This window comes from Nitrospirota bacterium (assembly GCA_040755395.1).
Taxonomy (GTDB): Bacteria; Nitrospirota; Nitrospiria; order Nitrospirales; family Nitrospiraceae; genus DATLZU01.
Window position 1 is genome coordinate 45522 of the sequence record JBFMAX010000004.1, and the last position, 16467, is coordinate 61988.

Sequence of the window (16467 nt, forward strand, 5' to 3'; positions counted from 1 at the left end):
ACGCCGGCGCTTGCCACATCAAACTATGGGGCAGGTGAACCGTCACGGCGGCCCCGGCTGCCGGGGTTGATTCTTGTGACCCCCGGCGGTCTATGTTAGATTCCCTCGGAGCCTCGGCCGGGAAGTCGTGAAGCCGGAAAGTCCTCACTTTCCAGGTGTCCGCTCTAGCGTGTGCTGACTCGGAGACTTGCCGATCCGTCATGGGCAAAACCTACGAACACCACGCCATCGAGGCCAAGTGGCAGGCCTATTGGGAGGAGCATCGGATCTTCAAGGCCACGGAGGATCCGGTACGTCCCAAGTTTTACTGCCTGGACATGTTCCCGTACCCTTCAGGGTCCGGCCTGCACGTCGGCCATCTCGAGGGCTATACCGCGACCGACATCGTCTCGCGTTACAAACGCATGCGGGGCTTCAACGTGCTGCACCCGATGGGCTGGGACGCGTTCGGTTTGCCGGCCGAACAGTACGCGGTGAGGACGGGTATCCATCCGGCGATCACGACGGCGCAAAACATCGCCACTTTTAAACGGCAGATGCGGCGGGTCGGGCTGTCCTATGACTGGGACCGCGAGATCAGCACCACCGATCCTTCGTACTACCGCTGGACCCAATGGATCTTCTTGAAACTCTTTGAGCGCGGGCTGGCTTACGTGGCGGAGGTGCCGGTGAACTGGTGTCCGGCATTGGGGACTGTGCTCGCCAACGAGGAGATCGTGGACGGCCGCAGCGAGGTCGGGGGGTTCGAGGTCATCCGCAAGCCGATGCGCCAGTGGGTGCTCAAGATCACCGCCTATGCGGACCGGCTGCTGGACGATCTCAAGCTGGTCGATTGGCCCGCAAGCACGCTGGAGATGCAAAAAAACTGGATCGGCCGCTCGGTGGGGGCCGAAGTGGAATTTCCATTGGCCGGGGTGCACGGAAGCATCCGGATTTTCACGACCAGACCCGATACCCTCTTCGGCGCGACCTACGTGGTGCTGGCGCCGGAACATCCGCTGGTCGAGGTAGTGACGACGCCGGACCGGCGGATCGAAGTGGATGCCTATCGCGAGGCGGCGGCGCGCAAGAGCGACTTGCAACGTCAGGATCTGGAAAAGGAAAAGACCGGCGTTTTCACCGGCGGCTATGCCGTCAATCCGGTGAACGGGGAGCAGCTGCCCATCTGGATCGCCGACTATGTGCTGATGAGTTACGGGACCGGCGCGATTATGGCGGTTCCCGCGCATGACCAGCGCGACTGGGAGTTCGCGCACGCACACAAGCTGCCGATCCGCGAGGTCATCTCCGGCGGCGACATAGAGAGGGAAGCCTTCGTCAGCATCGATCAGGGCACGGTCGTGAATTCCACGACGCCGGACGGGTCGTTCTCGATCGACGGCATCACGCCTGCCGACGCGATTCCCAAAATCACGGCTTGGCTGGAAGCCAAAGGGAAGGGGCGCAAGGCCGTCAATTACAAGCTGCGCGACTGGCTCTTTGCGCGGCAACGGTACTGGGGTGAGCCGTTCCCGATCATCTGGGTGGATGGCGAACCGCGACCTCTGCCCGAAGAGCAACTTCCGTTGACCTTGCCCGAGACCAGCAACTTCAAGCCATCGGGAACCGGAGAGAGCCCGCTCGCCAATCTGACGGACTGGGTTGCCACCACCGATCCGGTCACCGGCAAGCCGGCGCGCCGAGAGACCAATACTATGCCCCAATGGGCCGGTTCGTGTTGGTACTATCTGCGGTTCATCGATCCGAAGAATGACCGCCAGTTGGTCGATCCGGCCAAGGAACGGTACTGGATGCCGGTGGATCTCTATATCGGGGGCAGCGAGCACGCCGTGTTGCATCTCCTCTATGCGCGTTTCTGGCACAAGGTCCTGTACGACATCGGCGTCGTGAGCACCCCCGAGCCGTTCATGAAGCTGGTTCACCAGGGCACCGTGTTGGGCGAGGACAATCAGAAGATGTCCAAGTCGCGCGGCAACGTGGTGAACCCGGACGAAATGATCGACAAGTTCGGCGCGGACGCCGTGCGGCTGTATGAGATGTTCATGGGCCCGCTCGAAGCGATGAAGCCTTGGAGCACCAGGGGCGTCGAAGGCATCACCCGTTTCCTAGACCGGGTCTGGCGGCTCGTCGTGGGCGAGGACGGCGGATTGAGCCGCGCCGTCGTCGAGTCCGAGCCGACGCTCGACCAGAAGCGATTGCTGCACCAGACGATCAAGAAAGTCACGGAGGACATCGAGGAGCTGCGCTTTAACACCGCAATTGCGCAGATGATGGTGTTTACCAACGAGATGACGAAGCTCAACGAGCGACCGCGATCCTTGCTGGAACCGTTCATCCTGCTCTTGTCTCCTTTCGCTCCCCATCTGTGCGAGGAGTTGTGGGAACGATTGGGGCATCAACCCAGTCTCGCCCGGCACCCATGGCCTTCGCATGATCCCGCGCTGATTGTCAGCGAGCGGATGACGATCCCCGTCCAGATCAACGGGAAGTTGCGAAGCAAAATCGAGGTGACCGCGGATGCCGCCCGCGAACAGGTGATCGCGGTGGCCCGGCAGGATGCGAAGGTGCGGGAGTGGTTGCAAGGCAAAGAACCGCGCAACGTGATTTACGTTGAAAAGAAGCTCATCAACTTTGTGGTGTGAGGAAATTGTGCGAGACAGGCGAGACACGTCGGAAAGGCGCGGAAAGCCGGGGGCACCGAAAACTCTGGCGACCAGAGGCTATGTTGCGGCTCCCGCTTTTTGGGCGTTTCTCGCATTTCTCGCGGCGGCGGTGTTTGCCGCGTGCGGCTATCAATTTCGCGTCGAGGGGGCCGGGCCGACCATCGGCGGATCGGCCGGCGTCGAACCGACGAAGGACGCGCCGCGCCTGGCGGTCCGTATGCTCGAAAACAAAAGTTTCGAGCCGAACCTGGAAATCAAGTTGACGGACTATGTCCGGCACGAGTTTTCGGTCGGAAGCGGCGCGCGGGTCGTCTCGGATTCCGAATCGGCCGATCTGGTGTTGACGGGGCAGATCATCGGCGTGAGTTTGCCGACGCTGAGCTTCAGTCAGACGACGACGCTGGAAAGCCGCGCGGAAGTGATCGTGGCCGTCAAAATCGAAGAGGTTCGCACCAAAAAGACGGTGTGGACTCAGACGGCCAAGGCGTCTTCCGAGTTCTTTGTGACGCCGGATCTCCAGTTCAATCGCGTGTTGCAAAACCGGGCATTGGAACAGGCGGGGCGGCTGATCGCGGAAGATCTGGCGTCGCGATTCCTGTTGCACCTGGAATCGAACGTCACGGCCGTTGACGGGTCGGCGGCCCCCGTCTCCGATGAAAGCCCGGCGAAGTCGCGCTGATCCCACTCCTCGCATCGAGCACGTTGCGTGAGATACCAGGACCTCGCTGCCGCGTTGAAGAAGAACGGTCCGGCTCCTGTGTATGTGGTCACAGGTGAAGAAGATTATCTGCGGGATCAGGCTCTGGCCCAGATCACGGCCGCCGTGCTGGGAGATCAAGAGATCGCCGGGTTCAATTACGACCTCTTTTACGGAGGCGAGGCGGCCGCGGCGGACGTCGTGGCCTGCGCCGCGGAAGTTCCCGCCTTCGCGCCACGGCGGTTGGTCGTCTACAAGGCGGCCGACAAGATTTCGGCCCGGGACGCAGACGTGTTGTTGCCGTATCTGGAGACCCCCTCCGAGTCTACGACGCTTGTCTTCGTTGCAGCCAAGCTGGACGGACGGTTGAAGCTCAGTCAAGCCCTGAACCGTTGCGCGGTGACGATCGACTGCGCGCCGTTGAGAGACGCGCAGCTAGCCGCCTGGATTCGGGAGGAAGCCCGGCGCATTGGTCTTCGACTGCAAGAGGAGGCTGTCACCCTGCTCAAGGACACGGCCGGAGAGGCGCTCTACGCTGTGCGGCAGGAACTTGAAAAGCTCGCGGCTTATGTGCCTCCCGGTGCTCTGGCCGGCCCTCGTGAAGTCGAGATGCTGCGAGGGACCGAGCCGGGAGCGTCGGTCTTCGATCTGGCGGCCGCTATCGGTGCGCAAGACCGCCGGCGCGCCTTGGCCATTCTGGCCAGGAATTTGGAGGCAGGAGAAGCGCCCTTGCGCATCCTGGGCGCGCTGATCTGGCAGTACCGCCGTCTTTGGAGAGTGAAAGAGACGCTCCGTCAGAACGGCCAAGAGTTCGAGGCGGCGCGAATGTTGCGGATGGATCATCGCAGGGTCCGTCCATTTCTGGCACAGTTTTCCGACGCGCATCTCCGGACGGCGTTCCAACTATTTCTGGAAGCGGATTCGCGGTTGAAAGGCGGGAGCGCCGGGTCGGGCCGACGGGTCCTGGAAGCCCTGTTGCTCGGATTATGCGAGATGACCGGTGCATCATCCGTCGCCGGATCCCAGCCGGACCAGGAAATTTTCCCTCGTCAGGGTTCGGGGAAGAAAGCGGTTCGGCCGACGGAGACGGTCACGCGGACTGGGAAGCCGTGAGCAAGTTGACCCTGGCGGCGAGCCGGGCAATGCGGCGGGAGGCGGTGTTGCGCTTGAGGACGCCTTTGGTCACCGCTTTGCTCAACGCCGAGGCGGCTTCCCGCAACGATGCTCTCGCCTCGTCGACCTTCTTTTCGTCCACCGCGACCAGCACTTTCTTAACGAGACTCTTGACCGCGCTCAGCGTCGCCCGGTTGCGCTGGCGGCGCCGTTCCGATTGGCGCGCACGGCGGATCGTGGACTTGTGAACCACAGCCATAACGATACTCCTATTCCGAGAAGGCCGAGTTTGTAACACAAGACTCATGAGACGGTCAAGGAGATCGCGGAAGGACCGAGAGATGGGAGGCGGCACACTGCGATGAAGCCCACGACGGCGTACATTGACGCCCGTGATCGGTTGATCTTCGCGCTGGATGTCCCGACCTCAGATGAGGCCGAACGGCTCCTGTCCCGTGTGGGAGACTCGGTGACGTTCATCAAGGTGGGCTTGGAGCTCTATACGGCCGCCGGCCCCGAGATGGTTCAGCGTTTGATCACGCGGGGGAAGCGCGTGTTTCTCGATCTCAAGTTTCTGGACATCGAAGAAACCGTGCGCCGGGCCACGGCGAGGGTTGCGGAGATGGGTGTCGACTTTCTCACGGTCCACGCGAACCGGAAAGCCCTCACGGCGGCGGTCCAGGGGCGCGGGCAGTCTCGCTTACGGGTGCTGGCGGTTACGGTCCTGACCAACTTCGATGGGAACGACCTGCGTGAAATAGGGATCCAATGGACCATCGAGGACCTTGTAACGGCGCGAGCCGCGCTTGCAGCTGAGGTCGGATGCGACGGCGTGATCGCCTCGGGCGAGGAGCCGGCAGCGATTCGGCGCAAGGTCGGGTCGCGCTTGTTGATTGTCACGCCCGGCGTCCGGCCGGCCGGGAAAAGGACGGACGACCACGCCCGCGTGACCACGCCTGCTCAGGCCATCTCGGCCGGCGCAGACTACCTGGTCGTCGGCCGGCCGATCCGGGACGCCGCCGACCCAGCCTCGGCAGCAGCGGCGATCCTAGCGGAAATGCAGGCCGCCTTTGATGCCCGAGGCACGAACCCGCCGGATCTCTTGTGAAGCGCGAAGCGTTGCGCGCGAGTATCCAGGAGTTGTCCTCTCCGTTTGACGAACGACCCGCCGCGAGCGGCGCTTCATGCAGGCGGTTGCGGCTGTTCTTTCCACTTTGCTAAGATTCCTTCGCCACGTCTTTTCATGCCGACCTGAGTGGTGGGTGTAGCTCAACGGTTAGAGCGCCTGGCTGTGGCCCAGGAGGTTGCGGGTTCGAAACCCGTCACTCACCCCAACTTCGCTTTCAACTCTCCCGGCTGGTTGTCTAGTTTGCCCTTGAAGGAATCCGGTGCGAAATCAGGCTCAGGAATGCGATCACTTCCTCGACAGTTACGTCGTGCGACGATCTGCCATTCACTTCCATCTAAAACCGGTTTGCCCCCTCCTTCGCGGTACATCCTCTGAGGAATAGCGAACACGCCGGACTCCATCTACATTTGGAGCGATAATTCGTCCATCGGAGTAGAGAGGTGCGTTGATGGCATCCATCCTTCTCATTGACGACGAGCCGGGAATCCGCGCCCTCCTCCGCACCGCTCTTGAAAGTGTGGGACACGAGGTGATCGAAGCCGCGAACGGCCGAATGGGCGTGGATCTGTACCGTCGCCGCCCGACAGACTTGGTCATCACCGATCTGTACATGCCAGAACAGAATGGGCTTCAGACCATCCTGGAGCTGACCCGCGAATTCCTGGATACCAAAGTGATCGCCATGTCAGGTGCCCACGGGGAACAGAATTGCTTGGATGTGGCGAAGCTCTTGGGTGCCCGGAGGACGTTCCGGAAGCCATTCAGTATCCAGGAGTTGCTGAACGCGGTCCAGTACGAACTCCACCACTAGGGCGGCCTGCCCTGTTTTCGGTTATCTGCGCGATTCTTCCATTCAATCTGCCGTGTTGCCCGCATCTGCTCTACGCGGCGGCCCCCCATTCGCGTAGGGCCGTTGGACTCTATTTCGTCACTGAACTATGTGCTACGAGTTGGCCTATGGAGCAGCCAAGCATGGAGGATGTCCGCTTGCACACCCGAATTCCAGTTCAGTTTCGAGCAAGTTTCACATCGGTGCGCGTGGGAACGGGGGAGGGAGCGATCGTGGACTTATCCCCGGTAGGCTGCCGCATTGAAAGTTCTGAACCTGTGCCCGTGACGACCTATCTGGAGCTGCGCCTTGAGGTCTCGTTAAAAGAGCCACCGATCCTCGTGGATCTGGCGGCGGTCCGTTGGGCGCGGGGGACACAGTTCGGCGTCCAATTTCTCAGCCTGCGTCGTGAACACCAGGATCGGCTGAATCGCGTTATCGAGCGGGTTCGTTGAGGCGCGTCAGGATAAGAGTCCGGGCGAGTCGAACTGATTACCGACAGGTATAGCGGGGACTTTCTTCAATCCGCCATTTACATCGTTCCGGCGTGGGAATGATGTGTGGAAAATTGGGCGATGGCGCGCATCTGCAGCATGAGGGTTTTCGCAGCATCGACGGCGGAGAAGCGCCGAACGGCTTCTGCAATTCTTGCTCGCAAGGAGTAAGGGCACAGAACCAAGAACCTCTCATCGCTCCCCTGTGATGTTTTGACACGGCTGCCCGCCGTCGAAACGCTGCCCGCACGGCTCGCGGGTCTTTTCCTCGTTGCCGATATTTCTGGCGACCCCTCGGTGCCCAATCCAACCGGCTCCCCGGCTGCTCCGCTGTGAAAGTTCACCTGAAATAAGTCATCGGCTCTGCACCGGAAGATCTGGCCCGACTTCACCGCTCCACCCAGCTCATCTGATCAGCACAAGAGACTAGGCTTCTTGGAGATCATGTTGAATCCACTCGCGCGTGAACTCCTCGAGAATCGATTGCAACGGTTTTCAAAGGCGTCTTGTTCTGCATTGTGCATGGATGTACCGGCGAGGAGACATTTTGCGTCCCGTTCAATTCGTGTCGGTCGGATATCGAATTTTGGTACCAAAGGCGGAAACGTTTTACCCCGGGCCAGGCTATGGGGACTTCCTAAGTGCTGAGAGAGCCTGGACAAAGGGGACAAGCCAGGCCACACGGCATACCGCTTGCGACCTAGGGTTTGGCAGAAGCACGAGTGGATCTGTGCCGAGTTGTTTCAAGAACGGAAAAAAGTCGGCGCGGGCCACCTGGCACTGGAAGGAGGAGAAAAATATGAACACCTCACATGATGGGCGATGCTTTTCTTGCATCAAGGGGTGCTCTGGAAATATCTTAGGTAAAAACATATTTGTCAGTCTTCTGCTTGTCTGCATAATGGGCATAGGAACGCCGCTCACGGTCTTCGCAGGAGACCGGCACGGTGATCGTGACAGCGAGCGGTATCGACTGATTAATCAGCGCTTGAAGGCCAAAATTGAAGCTCTGCGAAATAAGATCAAGGAACACAAGCGGGAACAGCACAACAATTCTGGAGGCGGTCTGGCCGATCTACAGACTCAGGTGACGGATCTTCAAAATAAAGTGGCCGCATTGACGAGCACTCAGGAGTCTTTGCTGAACCTACTCGGGGAAGCCCAGAATCAGATCGGAACCTTGCAGATCAGAGTGAATACGCTGGAATCCGCTGATGGTGCGAGCAGTATCCCACCCAGCCTGACAGCGCTTTCCAAGTACCTGACTGTCGATCCGAATCCGATCAACGGCTTGAATGGCCCTCACGTGATCTTCACGGGAGTCAACCTCCATGTTCGTAGCGGATCGGGTTCGACCGGCGACAACGGCACGCCCACTGGCTTGGGCAACCTCGTTGTGGGGTATAACGAAGGTCCGCATCCCACAGGCGGTCGGACCGGTTCCCACAACCTTATCGGGGGGACGCTCAATGCCTTTACGTCTTCGGGAGGTCTCGTGTTCGGGTCGCGCAATTGGATTTCTCGCCCTTACGCCGCAGTCCTCGGAGGAGAAGGCAACCAGGCGGACGGTTTGGCGTCGAGCGTCCTTGGAGGGAGAGGAAATTGGCTAGGCTCCTCCTATTCTTACTTCCCCAGCACATCCTCTTCAGGAGGGTGCGCGGGTTGCTGAGTCTTTTGCGCTTGCTCAGTGGGTAGGCCACTCCTCCCCAGGGTAGTTGAGACTGTCGGGCCCGGCTCGCCAAGAACCGGGCCCGCGCATTTTGTAGGTGGGAATTGGGGTATACGGCTTGGGCTCTTCATGTGCACTTGAAGCGGCTCGGGTTCCTTTCCGATCCCTTTGATTTGTCTTCGGTTATGAGCGGCAAAGATCCTCAGAAAATTTTTAATCTTTGTGGAACAGGCTGGAGTCGGCGGGAAAGGACCAGTGCGAACTGTCATGAGTGCTATATTTTTGAGAAGAAGCGCGAGATCGGTTTAACGTGGAGAATGAGCCATGAAGATTCGCGACATCACATTGACCTGTTTGGCGGCCGCGTTACTGCTCACTGTGGGAGCCGGTTGTACAAGTAAGTGGCTGGGCGGCGGATCTGAGTCCCAGTCGTCTGAGCGACGGCTTTCCGGAAGCCAATCCGGACGCACAGCCGACACATCCAAGGACGGAATAGAACGAAGAGCGGAGCAGGACGCGCAGGAGCGGGAATCGACTCGACGACAAGATACCGGTGGGGACGTTCCGGATCTCGCGGTTTCCGGTCCGGACTCCAGCAGCACCGGCCCCGGTGCTTTCGGGCTCAGCGGGCTTGATCCCGTGATTCCAGGCGTAGCGCCGCCGGAGGAGCAGTTGACCCCTAACAACCTTGTGGCAAGTGCACCGCATATTCAAGATATTCAAGGCAGGGATCAACAGGATCGGGATAAAGAAATACGCAGGATTGAAGCTGCCGCTGCAGCCGCCGCAGGTTTGAACGACGTCTTTTTCGGTTATGACAGTTGGATGTTGAGCGAAGAAGGTCAACGCACACTGAGCGCCAATGCAGCGTGGATGAAGGCGAATCCTGCGGCCATACTCAGGGTTGAGGGGCACTGCGACGAGCGAGGCACCCACGATTACAACCTGATTCTGGGCGAAAAACGCGCCAAAACAGTTCGCAGCTATCTGGTTGAGCTGGGGGTCAACAGTTCGCAGGTGTCGATCGTGTCATATGGCAAAGATCGGCCGTTCTGCCAGGAACACCACGAGACCTGCTACCGACAAAATCGCCGGGGGCACATGACGTTGCGGCTCTCTAGGTCCTCGGCTGCAGCACCGCCTGCTGTACGATAACTGAACTCCGGAGGGTGAAGCGGAAGGCTGCCGGGCAGCCGAGAGTCTTTGCTCAGGTGGCCTCGTCCACGCAGCAGACAGAGCTTGAGGTCTGGTAAGCCTTGTCTGCACAGTCTTGGCGTTTGCTCTCCCCTCCCTGAGATCCCTTTTTAATCACGACATTCTGTTCTCAACCAACCTCAGTCGTTCACCCTCTTCGACGATCAGTTGAGTAATGTGATCGCAGGAGCAGCTCTCGTGAGCCTGTGTCGGAGCCCGGCTGCGGTATTGGAGCGACAGCGGCCCTTGGGATGGTGAACGAGTGAAAGGACCGGCATATTCCAGGCACTGGTGGAGATCACGTCACCCCATACATCACATCCATCTGCACAGAGCCGCCCGCACGACGAGTGAAACTGAGCGACAGTCATTGCACAACTCATTGATGTCAATGAGCGTTTTCACATTTCATCGCCAAGACATTTGCGGTATTGGGTTTGCTATTAGACTTTGAGCTCTCAGAAAGCTACAGACTTTGTCGGTCCAAGCCGATGAAGCGCATAAACAGACGGTAATGGCAGGTCCTTCGCTCTTCCTTGTATCTGCTAAGGTTGTACTGTGCGAACAGATAAACGATTTTCTAAGAAGGCGCCTCCCCGGGCCCCCAAAAGGGGTGTCGTCGGGTTCAGCAAGAAAACTGCTCTCCTCGAAGAAGCCGTGACACAGATGAATGCCGGCAAGTATGGCCGGTCGTCTTCTGTGTTGAAGGAGCTGCTGGCTCTCGACCCCCAGAATCTCGAAGCACGCCGGCTTTTCGCCACCTTGCACCTCAGGCTGGGCAGCCTCATGACGGCTCGAGCGGCGTTCGAGTCGCTCGCGATGGAGGCGTTGCAACGGCAAGACTATTGGCTCGCCGAGTCACTGCTCAGAGAATATCTCGCCGCTGGCCCGCGGTGTGTCCCCTTCCTGGAATTACTCGGCCACGTGTATGAAGAGAAGGGCGATCCGATGGCCGCGGTGACTGAGTACGGAAAAGCCATCGAAGTCCTGGTAGAAGATCCGGATTCTGACCGCCCACAGCGGGCCGCGGAACTCTACGCCAAGATCCGTGAGTTGGCCCCTGCCAGCCCGGTCGCCTTCAGGCTGGCTCCTATGTTCGATGCGAGAACAGGCGAACTGGCTGTGATGCCCCCTGTTCGTGCGCCCGGAGAATCGGCAGATGGATCCGAAACACAATCGAATGTTTCCTCGCTGCGCAAGGAAATCAGCCAGAACGATGCCCCTATTCGCCTTCCCTGGGAGACGGCCGAGGACGAAGCGAAGTCGGCATCTCGCGCCGAAGGGGAATTGGACGGTTCGCCTGTCGTCGAAAACAGTCAAGAATCGACCTCCTCACCCGAGTGCGGATCGTCCGAGGGCAAGCCGGACGAAGGCCGGAGCGTTCCCGTCACCTTCGCGTCGCAGGGAGTCGCGGTCCGCGACAGCAAACGGGTTGGTCCCACTCCCTCCACTGAAGACATGGCCTGCCTGCGCGCGCGAGGGGATGAGTCCCTGTTACACGACACGGTCCTCACCACTGACGCCCAGCCGACTGTACCAGCCCGTGAGGAATTGGCAGGGTATGAGCTACCGAGTCCGGTCGGCGAAACCACATCGCCACCTGTTGCGTCCGGACTCTCGACTACGCCGGTCGAGTCTCAGGACGTGGAACATGCGACCATGGCCCAGCCTCCCGGGTCGTCCTTCATCATTGACGAACCTATCAGTATGCCGGTCTTGGAGGCAACGACCCAACCTGCCGCCGGCGCGGACACACTGGCGGCTCCGATGCCGTGGGAACAGGTGGAAGAAACCACTGTCACTATCCTCCAACCGGAGCCTGTAGCTGACGATTCTGCACAGCAGGAAACCGAGGCCGCGCCGCCAATCGATGAAGCCGTACAGATCCCACCGCCGCGCGAATCCGACGCGGGAATGCATGACGAGATACGGAAGCTGCCTCCGCTGGAGTGGAAAACGCCGGCGACAGAGGACAAAGCGGACGCGCCCTCCGGACCCGAGGCGGGAGAACAGGCGTCGCCAGTGCCGATGGTCACGGGGACGAATAGGGATATTTCTTTGGTTGCTCCGATGCCGTGGGAGCAGGTAGAGGAAACGACGGTGTCGATTCCCCGGTCGGAGCCGGAAACGATTGAGACACGCGATGTTGTCTCGATCGTTGACGTCAGCGGGCGGGAATCGACGATCGGCTGGACCGGAGGGGAACGGGCCGACGCCGGGGTTCCAGCGGTTGACGAAACCGACTTGACGGAAGGAACGGCCACGGCGAGTCAGCCCGAAGCGACGAAGTCGGGACCGCCTGCCACCAAGCAAAAGACCGAGCCGGCGCCAATTCCGGAACCGCAGCCCTCTCCCCCGAAGCCGGAGCCGGAGGCCGACTCGTCTTCGTCAGAGCTACTGCGGGTGCTGGAGCCCGTTGTCGAGTCGGTTGCGCACAAGCCCGAAGAGGATCTATCGAGTGAGAAGGCAATACCCAAGATTGCCGCGATCCAGGTTAAGGAGAGTCTCGTCCGGCAAGAGAGTACTGAGGAGAAGGCCGCGGCCGCGCCTGAATTCCGGCTGAAGGAGAAGGCAGACGGAAAGGCAGAGGCGACCGCGGCACACGAACGGCACGACCTCGAATCACAGCGGCATTCTGACGAGAAAAGGCCAGGTGTCGATCGAGAGTTCCTTCCGCCTCTCGAACCCTACGTCGGCGAAGGGTCAGCGTTTGCGCAACAGACGGCTCCACCAAACCAGGACAGTGTTTTTGTCCCTGACGAAGTATCGATCCGCTCTGCTTCCGCTGAACCGGCTGGAACGGCGCCTCGCTCCAGGGATTCGACCGCAGAATGGACGCCGATGACTCCTCCATCGGCTTCCGCCACGGCGCCTCCCGACTGGACCGCGTCCGACACGACTTCAACCCACAGAGGAACGGGCTCCGGCAAGGGCATCGTGTCGGCCGTCGATGTGTTGTTTGGCGGCTCGGAAGGCAGAACCTCGGCGACGCCGTCACCGGTGTTTGCTCCTCGTAAGTCGCGGGGGTGGTTGTCATTGGCTCCGGCGCGTCTCCGCCTGGGCGTCGTCACGTTTGTCCGGAGCAGCCTCGCCACGACGCACTCGCTCGCGATGTCGCTTTTGATGCTCGCAGTGATCGGCGTGGCGGGGCTGGCGGTGGGGGTCGGTTTGGTCGGGCTTGCCTGGATTGTGATGGAAGAGCAGCCCAGCAACGCCTTCCACAATCTCAGCAGCGCTCCCGAACGGACGGTGCTTGATCCCGGGAAGAACGGATACCTCCTGCTCCTGGGATTCGATGCCGACCCATCACGCGATCCCGTGCAGGCCGGCTACGAGAGAAAGTTTACGGCCGCCGACCTCGAACTCTCCAAATCCTGTACGGGGGGCGATCGGGGAACAATGCTCGCGGTTCGAAAAACGGCATCGGCCAGCGCCATTGCGAGTTGGTTCCGGACATCCGACCCCGCCGCGCTTTTCAGGGATCAGGCCGGAGGAATCAGAACCTGGCTTCCGCAATACGAAGCATCGCTCGAACGGTATCGTCGGTGGTTGAAGATGCCGTTCGAGGACTGGGGCTATGGTCAACTCGTGAGCCCGAACTGCTCCGAAATCCTGGCTGCCCATCGGCTCTACGTCGCCGAAGGGTTTTCGGAGACCGCCGAGGCAGGGATCACCCGGTTGGAAGGAGACCTGGCCGCATGGAGGACAGCACTGGCTCAGGCTAAGACTCTGCCTATCAAAATGATGGCGGCCGATGCGATCAATGACGATGTCGCGGTCATATCGGGTCTGTTGACACGACTCGACCTGGAGGAAAAGTTCGTGCCTCGTTTGATGAAGATGGTTCGACCGTTGGATCAAGTCGAGCAATCGCTGCGCTGGCCGATGCAAAGCCAGTTCGTGATCGCTTCAAAGGCCAGCGATCCCGGACTCAAACGGGAAAAGCCGGAGGATCGACCGTTCTACGTGTCGATCGTCGCGGCTATGCCGCTGCCCAAGCAAAAGCGGCTCAATGCGTACGCCGAGTATTACGAGGCGGCGATGAAAAACGGCGAAGGCCCGCGTGCCTTCTCGCCCAAGCTTTACACCTACGTCAGGACTCCACCGCAAAACTGGTTAGATTACCTACTGAATCCCATCGATAACGTGGTGGGCCTGGAACCGCTGCCTCCGTGGGACCTCTTTAGTGGTCGAGTGCTGGAAGCGGACGCGCGCCTCCGGCTGGCCAGCCTCCAGGCCTGGATTAAACAGAGCCCGCAGGGCGCAGATCTCTTGGCGCGTATCGCCAGGGCAGGCCAGAGCTTCTACGATCCGTTCACCGGGTTGCCGATGCTACTCAGTGCCAAGAAAAACTTACTGTACAGCGTCGGCAAAGACGGGAAGGACGACGACGGCGATCCCGGGCTAGACGTTACCGTGCTGATCCCCCATTCTGCTCCTTCCGTCTCCACCGAGACCCGTCGAGCGGCTGCTTCGAAGTCCAAGTAGTTGCCTTCCTCTACGGGGTCGCAGTCACTTTCGTGGCCTCTTTCACCGGCGGTTCGATCTTGATCTCGGGCCCTTGCACCTTCGGCAGGACTCCTGCACCCTCCTTCTTCAGCACCCGCTGATTGTTCGGATCCACGAGGTTCTGCATGACATGGCTGTCATCGAACGACGCGGCTTCAAGCGCTGCCTTTTCGCCGCTCGCATTGGTCTGGCCGGGATCGTTCGCCAAAGGCTGTCCCGTGACCGGACTGACCGCCTTTCCCATCGGGTATCCAGGGTGCTTGGGTAACATCGCAGGATTAGCCAGCACAACGGATGCGCAGAATCCCCCACCGATGACCGCGGATAGAACGAGAAGTGCCGACCTCATGACGGACCTCCTTTTGTGAAAACAAAAATGCCTTCTCGGGGCCGGCCCCAAGAAGGCACACACCGCCTGCACAAATCGAACTCCGAGGTGCCTGACTCCGTTTACCCCGGTTTCATGGCGAGTTTACTCCCCCTGAATCGAGAGTAACGTCATGAACAACATGCTCCTCGAATCCTTGCTCGTCAAGGCGGACCAACTACGTATGGGGCCGGCGTTTCCTCTCGACCGGTTTCCCCCGTCCGGGGTGCCTTGACAGGCCCCGGCGCATTCCACACAATCTAGCTCGCTTCTGACCCATCAAGGAGCATGGCCATGCGACATCGCGGAGGATTTCGGCGCAAGCCCGGCATGAAGCAAGGCGTTATTTCGCTGACGCCCATTCCGACCAGGATCGTCTCCAACGAGGAATTCACCCCGCCGCCTCAGACGCAGGCTCAAGCGAGAGTCGAAGCCCTTATCACTTCGCTCGCGGACGAGGGCTCACACCGATTGGGGGTCACGCGCCGGGACTTTCTCAGAACTTCGAGCGGTATGGCCGCGGCGTTGCTCGCGATGAACGCCGTGTTCGGCAAGTTCTTCGACGTGCTCGACGTTGAGGCGGTCGAGACCGCCGCATTCGCCGAGCGGCGGGGCGATCCGTTCTTTATCTTCGACGTTCAGACGCATTACGTCGGGGCGCACTATGATCCCACGGATGCCGAAACGAAACGCAAGGGGGCGGTGACCAAACAGGCCCTGCTGGGATTGCGCCGCCGTGTGCGCGAAGCGGGGCTGAACCCCAAGTTGGCCGGCGACAAAGGCACGATCGACGATCTCTCGTGGGAGAACTTCATCAAGGAGGTCTTCCTGGACAGCGAGACGTCCGTCGGGTTGATCAGCACGCCGCCGGGACCTTATCCGCAGGAAGCGGTGGTTCCGCCGAAAGAGATGGCCCACATCCGGGACGAGATCAACCGCGTCGCCGGCTCGCAACGGATGTTGGCGCACGGTCTCGTGACCCCACAGCTCGGCCAAGCGGACCTGGACTTCATGGAGATGCAGGCCGGCGCGCTGAAGGTGGACGCATGGAAGTGTTACACCGGTTCGCCGCCGAAGGGTGTCGAGCACGGATGGTGGATGAACGATGAGCGGGTCGCCTACCCGATGCTGGAGAAGGCGAGGAAGCTCGGTGTGCCTCGCGTTTGCGTCCACAAGGGACTCCCGCTTGGACCGGTCGAGGAGTACAATCACCCGCGCGACCTGATCAAGGCGGCCAGGGATTTTCCGGATATCGCCTTTCTCGTGTATCACTCGGGGTTCAAAGGCGCCGCCTCCCTCGCGGAGACTTTCGCGAAGACGGGGGAGATTCCGTGGACGAGCGAATTTTGCCGGATGAAGCAGGCCGAGCCGGGCATCCGCAATATCTACATGGAACTCGGTTCGACGTTCGGCCAGTTGGTCATCACTCATCCGGCCATCTGTGCGCATCTGCTCGGTCAGATCATCGAGGCGTTCGGCGCGGATCATGTCCTCTGGGGCACCGATTCGATCTGGTACGGCACACCGCAGTGGCAGATCGAGGCCTTCCGCCGGTTCCAGATTCCGGATCAGTTGATCGAGAAGCATGGCTACCACACCCTCACGCGCGAGGTGAAAGCGCAGATTTTCGGCTTGAACGCGGCGCGTGTGTTCGGGGTGGACGTCCACGCCAAACGGAACGAAGTCCCGAAGGATTATGTCAGCCGTATCAGGATGGCTTATCTGGAGGAAGGGCCGGAGCCGAGCCATCGGCTGTATGGGTGGATCGCAGGTTAGAGGCGATGGGCGAGAGGCAATAGGTCG

12 protein-coding genes and 1 tRNA gene are annotated in these 16467 nt (G+C 60.2%); 11 read left to right on the plus strand and 2 right to left on the minus strand.

The window, feature by feature from the left end; translation table 11 throughout:
* Positions 1-200 precede the first annotated feature (200 nt).
* From leuS to holA, 3 genes are read left to right on the plus strand one after another with little or no spacing between them, the layout of a single operon-like run.
* On the plus strand, positions 201-2642 hold the full coding sequence (gene leuS, locus AB1555_08265; protein ID MEW6246688.1) for a leucine--tRNA ligase: 2442 nt from the start codon (positions 201-203) through the stop codon (positions 2640-2642).
* A 7-nt stretch (positions 2643-2649) separates the two neighbouring features.
* The gene (gene lptE, locus AB1555_08270; GenBank protein MEW6246689.1) at positions 2650-3342 is read left to right on the plus strand and encodes an LPS assembly lipoprotein LptE; all 693 of its coding nucleotides are present in this window, start codon (positions 2650-2652) and stop codon (positions 3340-3342) included.
* Between the two features lie 27 nt (positions 3343-3369).
* Positions 3370-4473, plus strand: a complete 1104-nt coding sequence (gene holA / locus AB1555_08275) for a DNA polymerase III subunit delta (GenBank protein ID MEW6246690.1) — start codon at positions 3370-3372, stop codon at positions 4471-4473.
* Here the strand turns inward: holA and rpsT are convergent.
* Positions 4451-4732, minus strand: coding sequence for a 30S ribosomal protein S20 (gene rpsT / locus AB1555_08280; GenBank protein ID MEW6246691.1), 282 nt, complete (start codon positions 4730-4732; stop codon positions 4451-4453). The genes holA and rpsT overlap by 23 nt on opposite strands.
* Positions 4733-4834: 102 nt before the next feature.
* Between rpsT and pyrF the strand changes: the two genes are divergently transcribed.
* From pyrF to AB1555_08315, 7 genes are all read left to right on the plus strand, one after another.
* Positions 4835-5581 (plus strand): orotidine-5'-phosphate decarboxylase, encoded by a 747-nt coding sequence (gene pyrF / locus AB1555_08285; protein MEW6246692.1) that lies wholly within the window; start codon positions 4835-4837, stop codon positions 5579-5581.
* A 150-nt stretch (positions 5582-5731) separates the two neighbouring features.
* A tRNA-His gene (locus AB1555_08290) sits at positions 5732-5807 on the plus strand.
* Positions 5808-6050: 243 nt separating this feature from the next.
* Complete coding sequence (locus AB1555_08295) at positions 6051-6413, plus strand: response regulator (protein ID MEW6246693.1); 363 nt, start codon at positions 6051-6053, stop codon at positions 6411-6413.
* Positions 6414-6574: 161 nt separating this feature from the next.
* Positions 6575-6886 carry a PilZ domain-containing protein gene (locus AB1555_08300; GenBank protein ID MEW6246694.1) on the plus strand — a complete coding sequence of 104 codons (312 nt, stop codon included), beginning with the start codon at positions 6575-6577 and terminating at the stop codon, positions 6884-6886.
* A gap of 838 nt (positions 6887-7724) precedes the next feature.
* Positions 7725-8594 carry a hypothetical protein gene (locus tag AB1555_08305; protein ID MEW6246695.1) on the plus strand — a complete coding sequence of 290 codons (870 nt, stop codon included), beginning with the start codon at positions 7725-7727 and terminating at the stop codon, positions 8592-8594.
* A 324-nt stretch (positions 8595-8918) separates the two neighbouring features.
* Positions 8919-9749, plus strand: coding sequence for an OmpA family protein (locus AB1555_08310; protein ID MEW6246696.1), 831 nt, complete (start codon positions 8919-8921; stop codon positions 9747-9749).
* A 696-nt stretch (positions 9750-10445) separates the two neighbouring features.
* Complete coding sequence (locus tag AB1555_08315; GenBank protein ID MEW6246697.1) at positions 10446-14276, plus strand: hypothetical protein; 3831 nt, start codon at positions 10446-10448, stop codon at positions 14274-14276.
* 10 nt (positions 14277-14286) lie between these two features.
* Here AB1555_08315 and AB1555_08320 read toward each other — a convergent pair whose 3' ends face one another.
* A complete protein-coding gene (locus tag AB1555_08320) occupies positions 14287-14646 on the minus strand; it encodes a hypothetical protein (GenBank protein MEW6246698.1) in 360 nt (119 codons plus the stop codon).
* Positions 14647-14958: 312 nt separating this feature from the next.
* Here AB1555_08320 and AB1555_08325 point away from each other — a divergent pair, with 312 nt between their 5' ends.
* Entirely contained in the window at positions 14959-16440 is a 1482-nt protein-coding gene (locus tag AB1555_08325; protein ID MEW6246699.1) for an amidohydrolase family protein, read from the plus strand.
* The last annotated feature ends 27 nt before the right edge of the window (positions 16441-16467 follow it).

What these genes read in the sequence shown, in the direction of transcription:
- leuS (MEW6246688.1), top strand. Translation starts at nt 201, where the DNA reads ATGGGCAAAACCTACGAACACCACGCCATCGAGGCCAAGTGGCAGGCC.
- rpsT (MEW6246691.1), bottom strand. Translation starts at nt 4,732, where the DNA reads ATGGCTGTGGTTCACAAGTCCACGATCCGCCGTGCGCGCCAATCGGAA.
- pyrF (MEW6246692.1), top strand. Translation starts at nt 4,835, where the DNA reads ATGAAGCCCACGACGGCGTACATTGACGCCCGTGATCGGTTGATCTTC.
- AB1555_08295 (MEW6246693.1), top strand. Translation starts at nt 6,051, where the DNA reads ATGGCATCCATCCTTCTCATTGACGACGAGCCGGGAATCCGCGCCCTC.
- AB1555_08300 (MEW6246694.1), top strand. Translation starts at nt 6,575, where the DNA reads ATGGAGGATGTCCGCTTGCACACCCGAATTCCAGTTCAGTTTCGAGCA.
- AB1555_08305 (MEW6246695.1), top strand. Translation starts at nt 7,725, where the DNA reads ATGAACACCTCACATGATGGGCGATGCTTTTCTTGCATCAAGGGGTGC.
- AB1555_08310 (MEW6246696.1), top strand. Translation starts at nt 8,919, where the DNA reads ATGAAGATTCGCGACATCACATTGACCTGTTTGGCGGCCGCGTTACTG.
- AB1555_08320 (MEW6246698.1), bottom strand. Translation starts at nt 14,646, where the DNA reads ATGAGGTCGGCACTTCTCGTTCTATCCGCGGTCATCGGTGGGGGATTC.
- AB1555_08325 (MEW6246699.1), top strand. Translation starts at nt 14,959, where the DNA reads ATGCGACATCGCGGAGGATTTCGGCGCAAGCCCGGCATGAAGCAAGGC.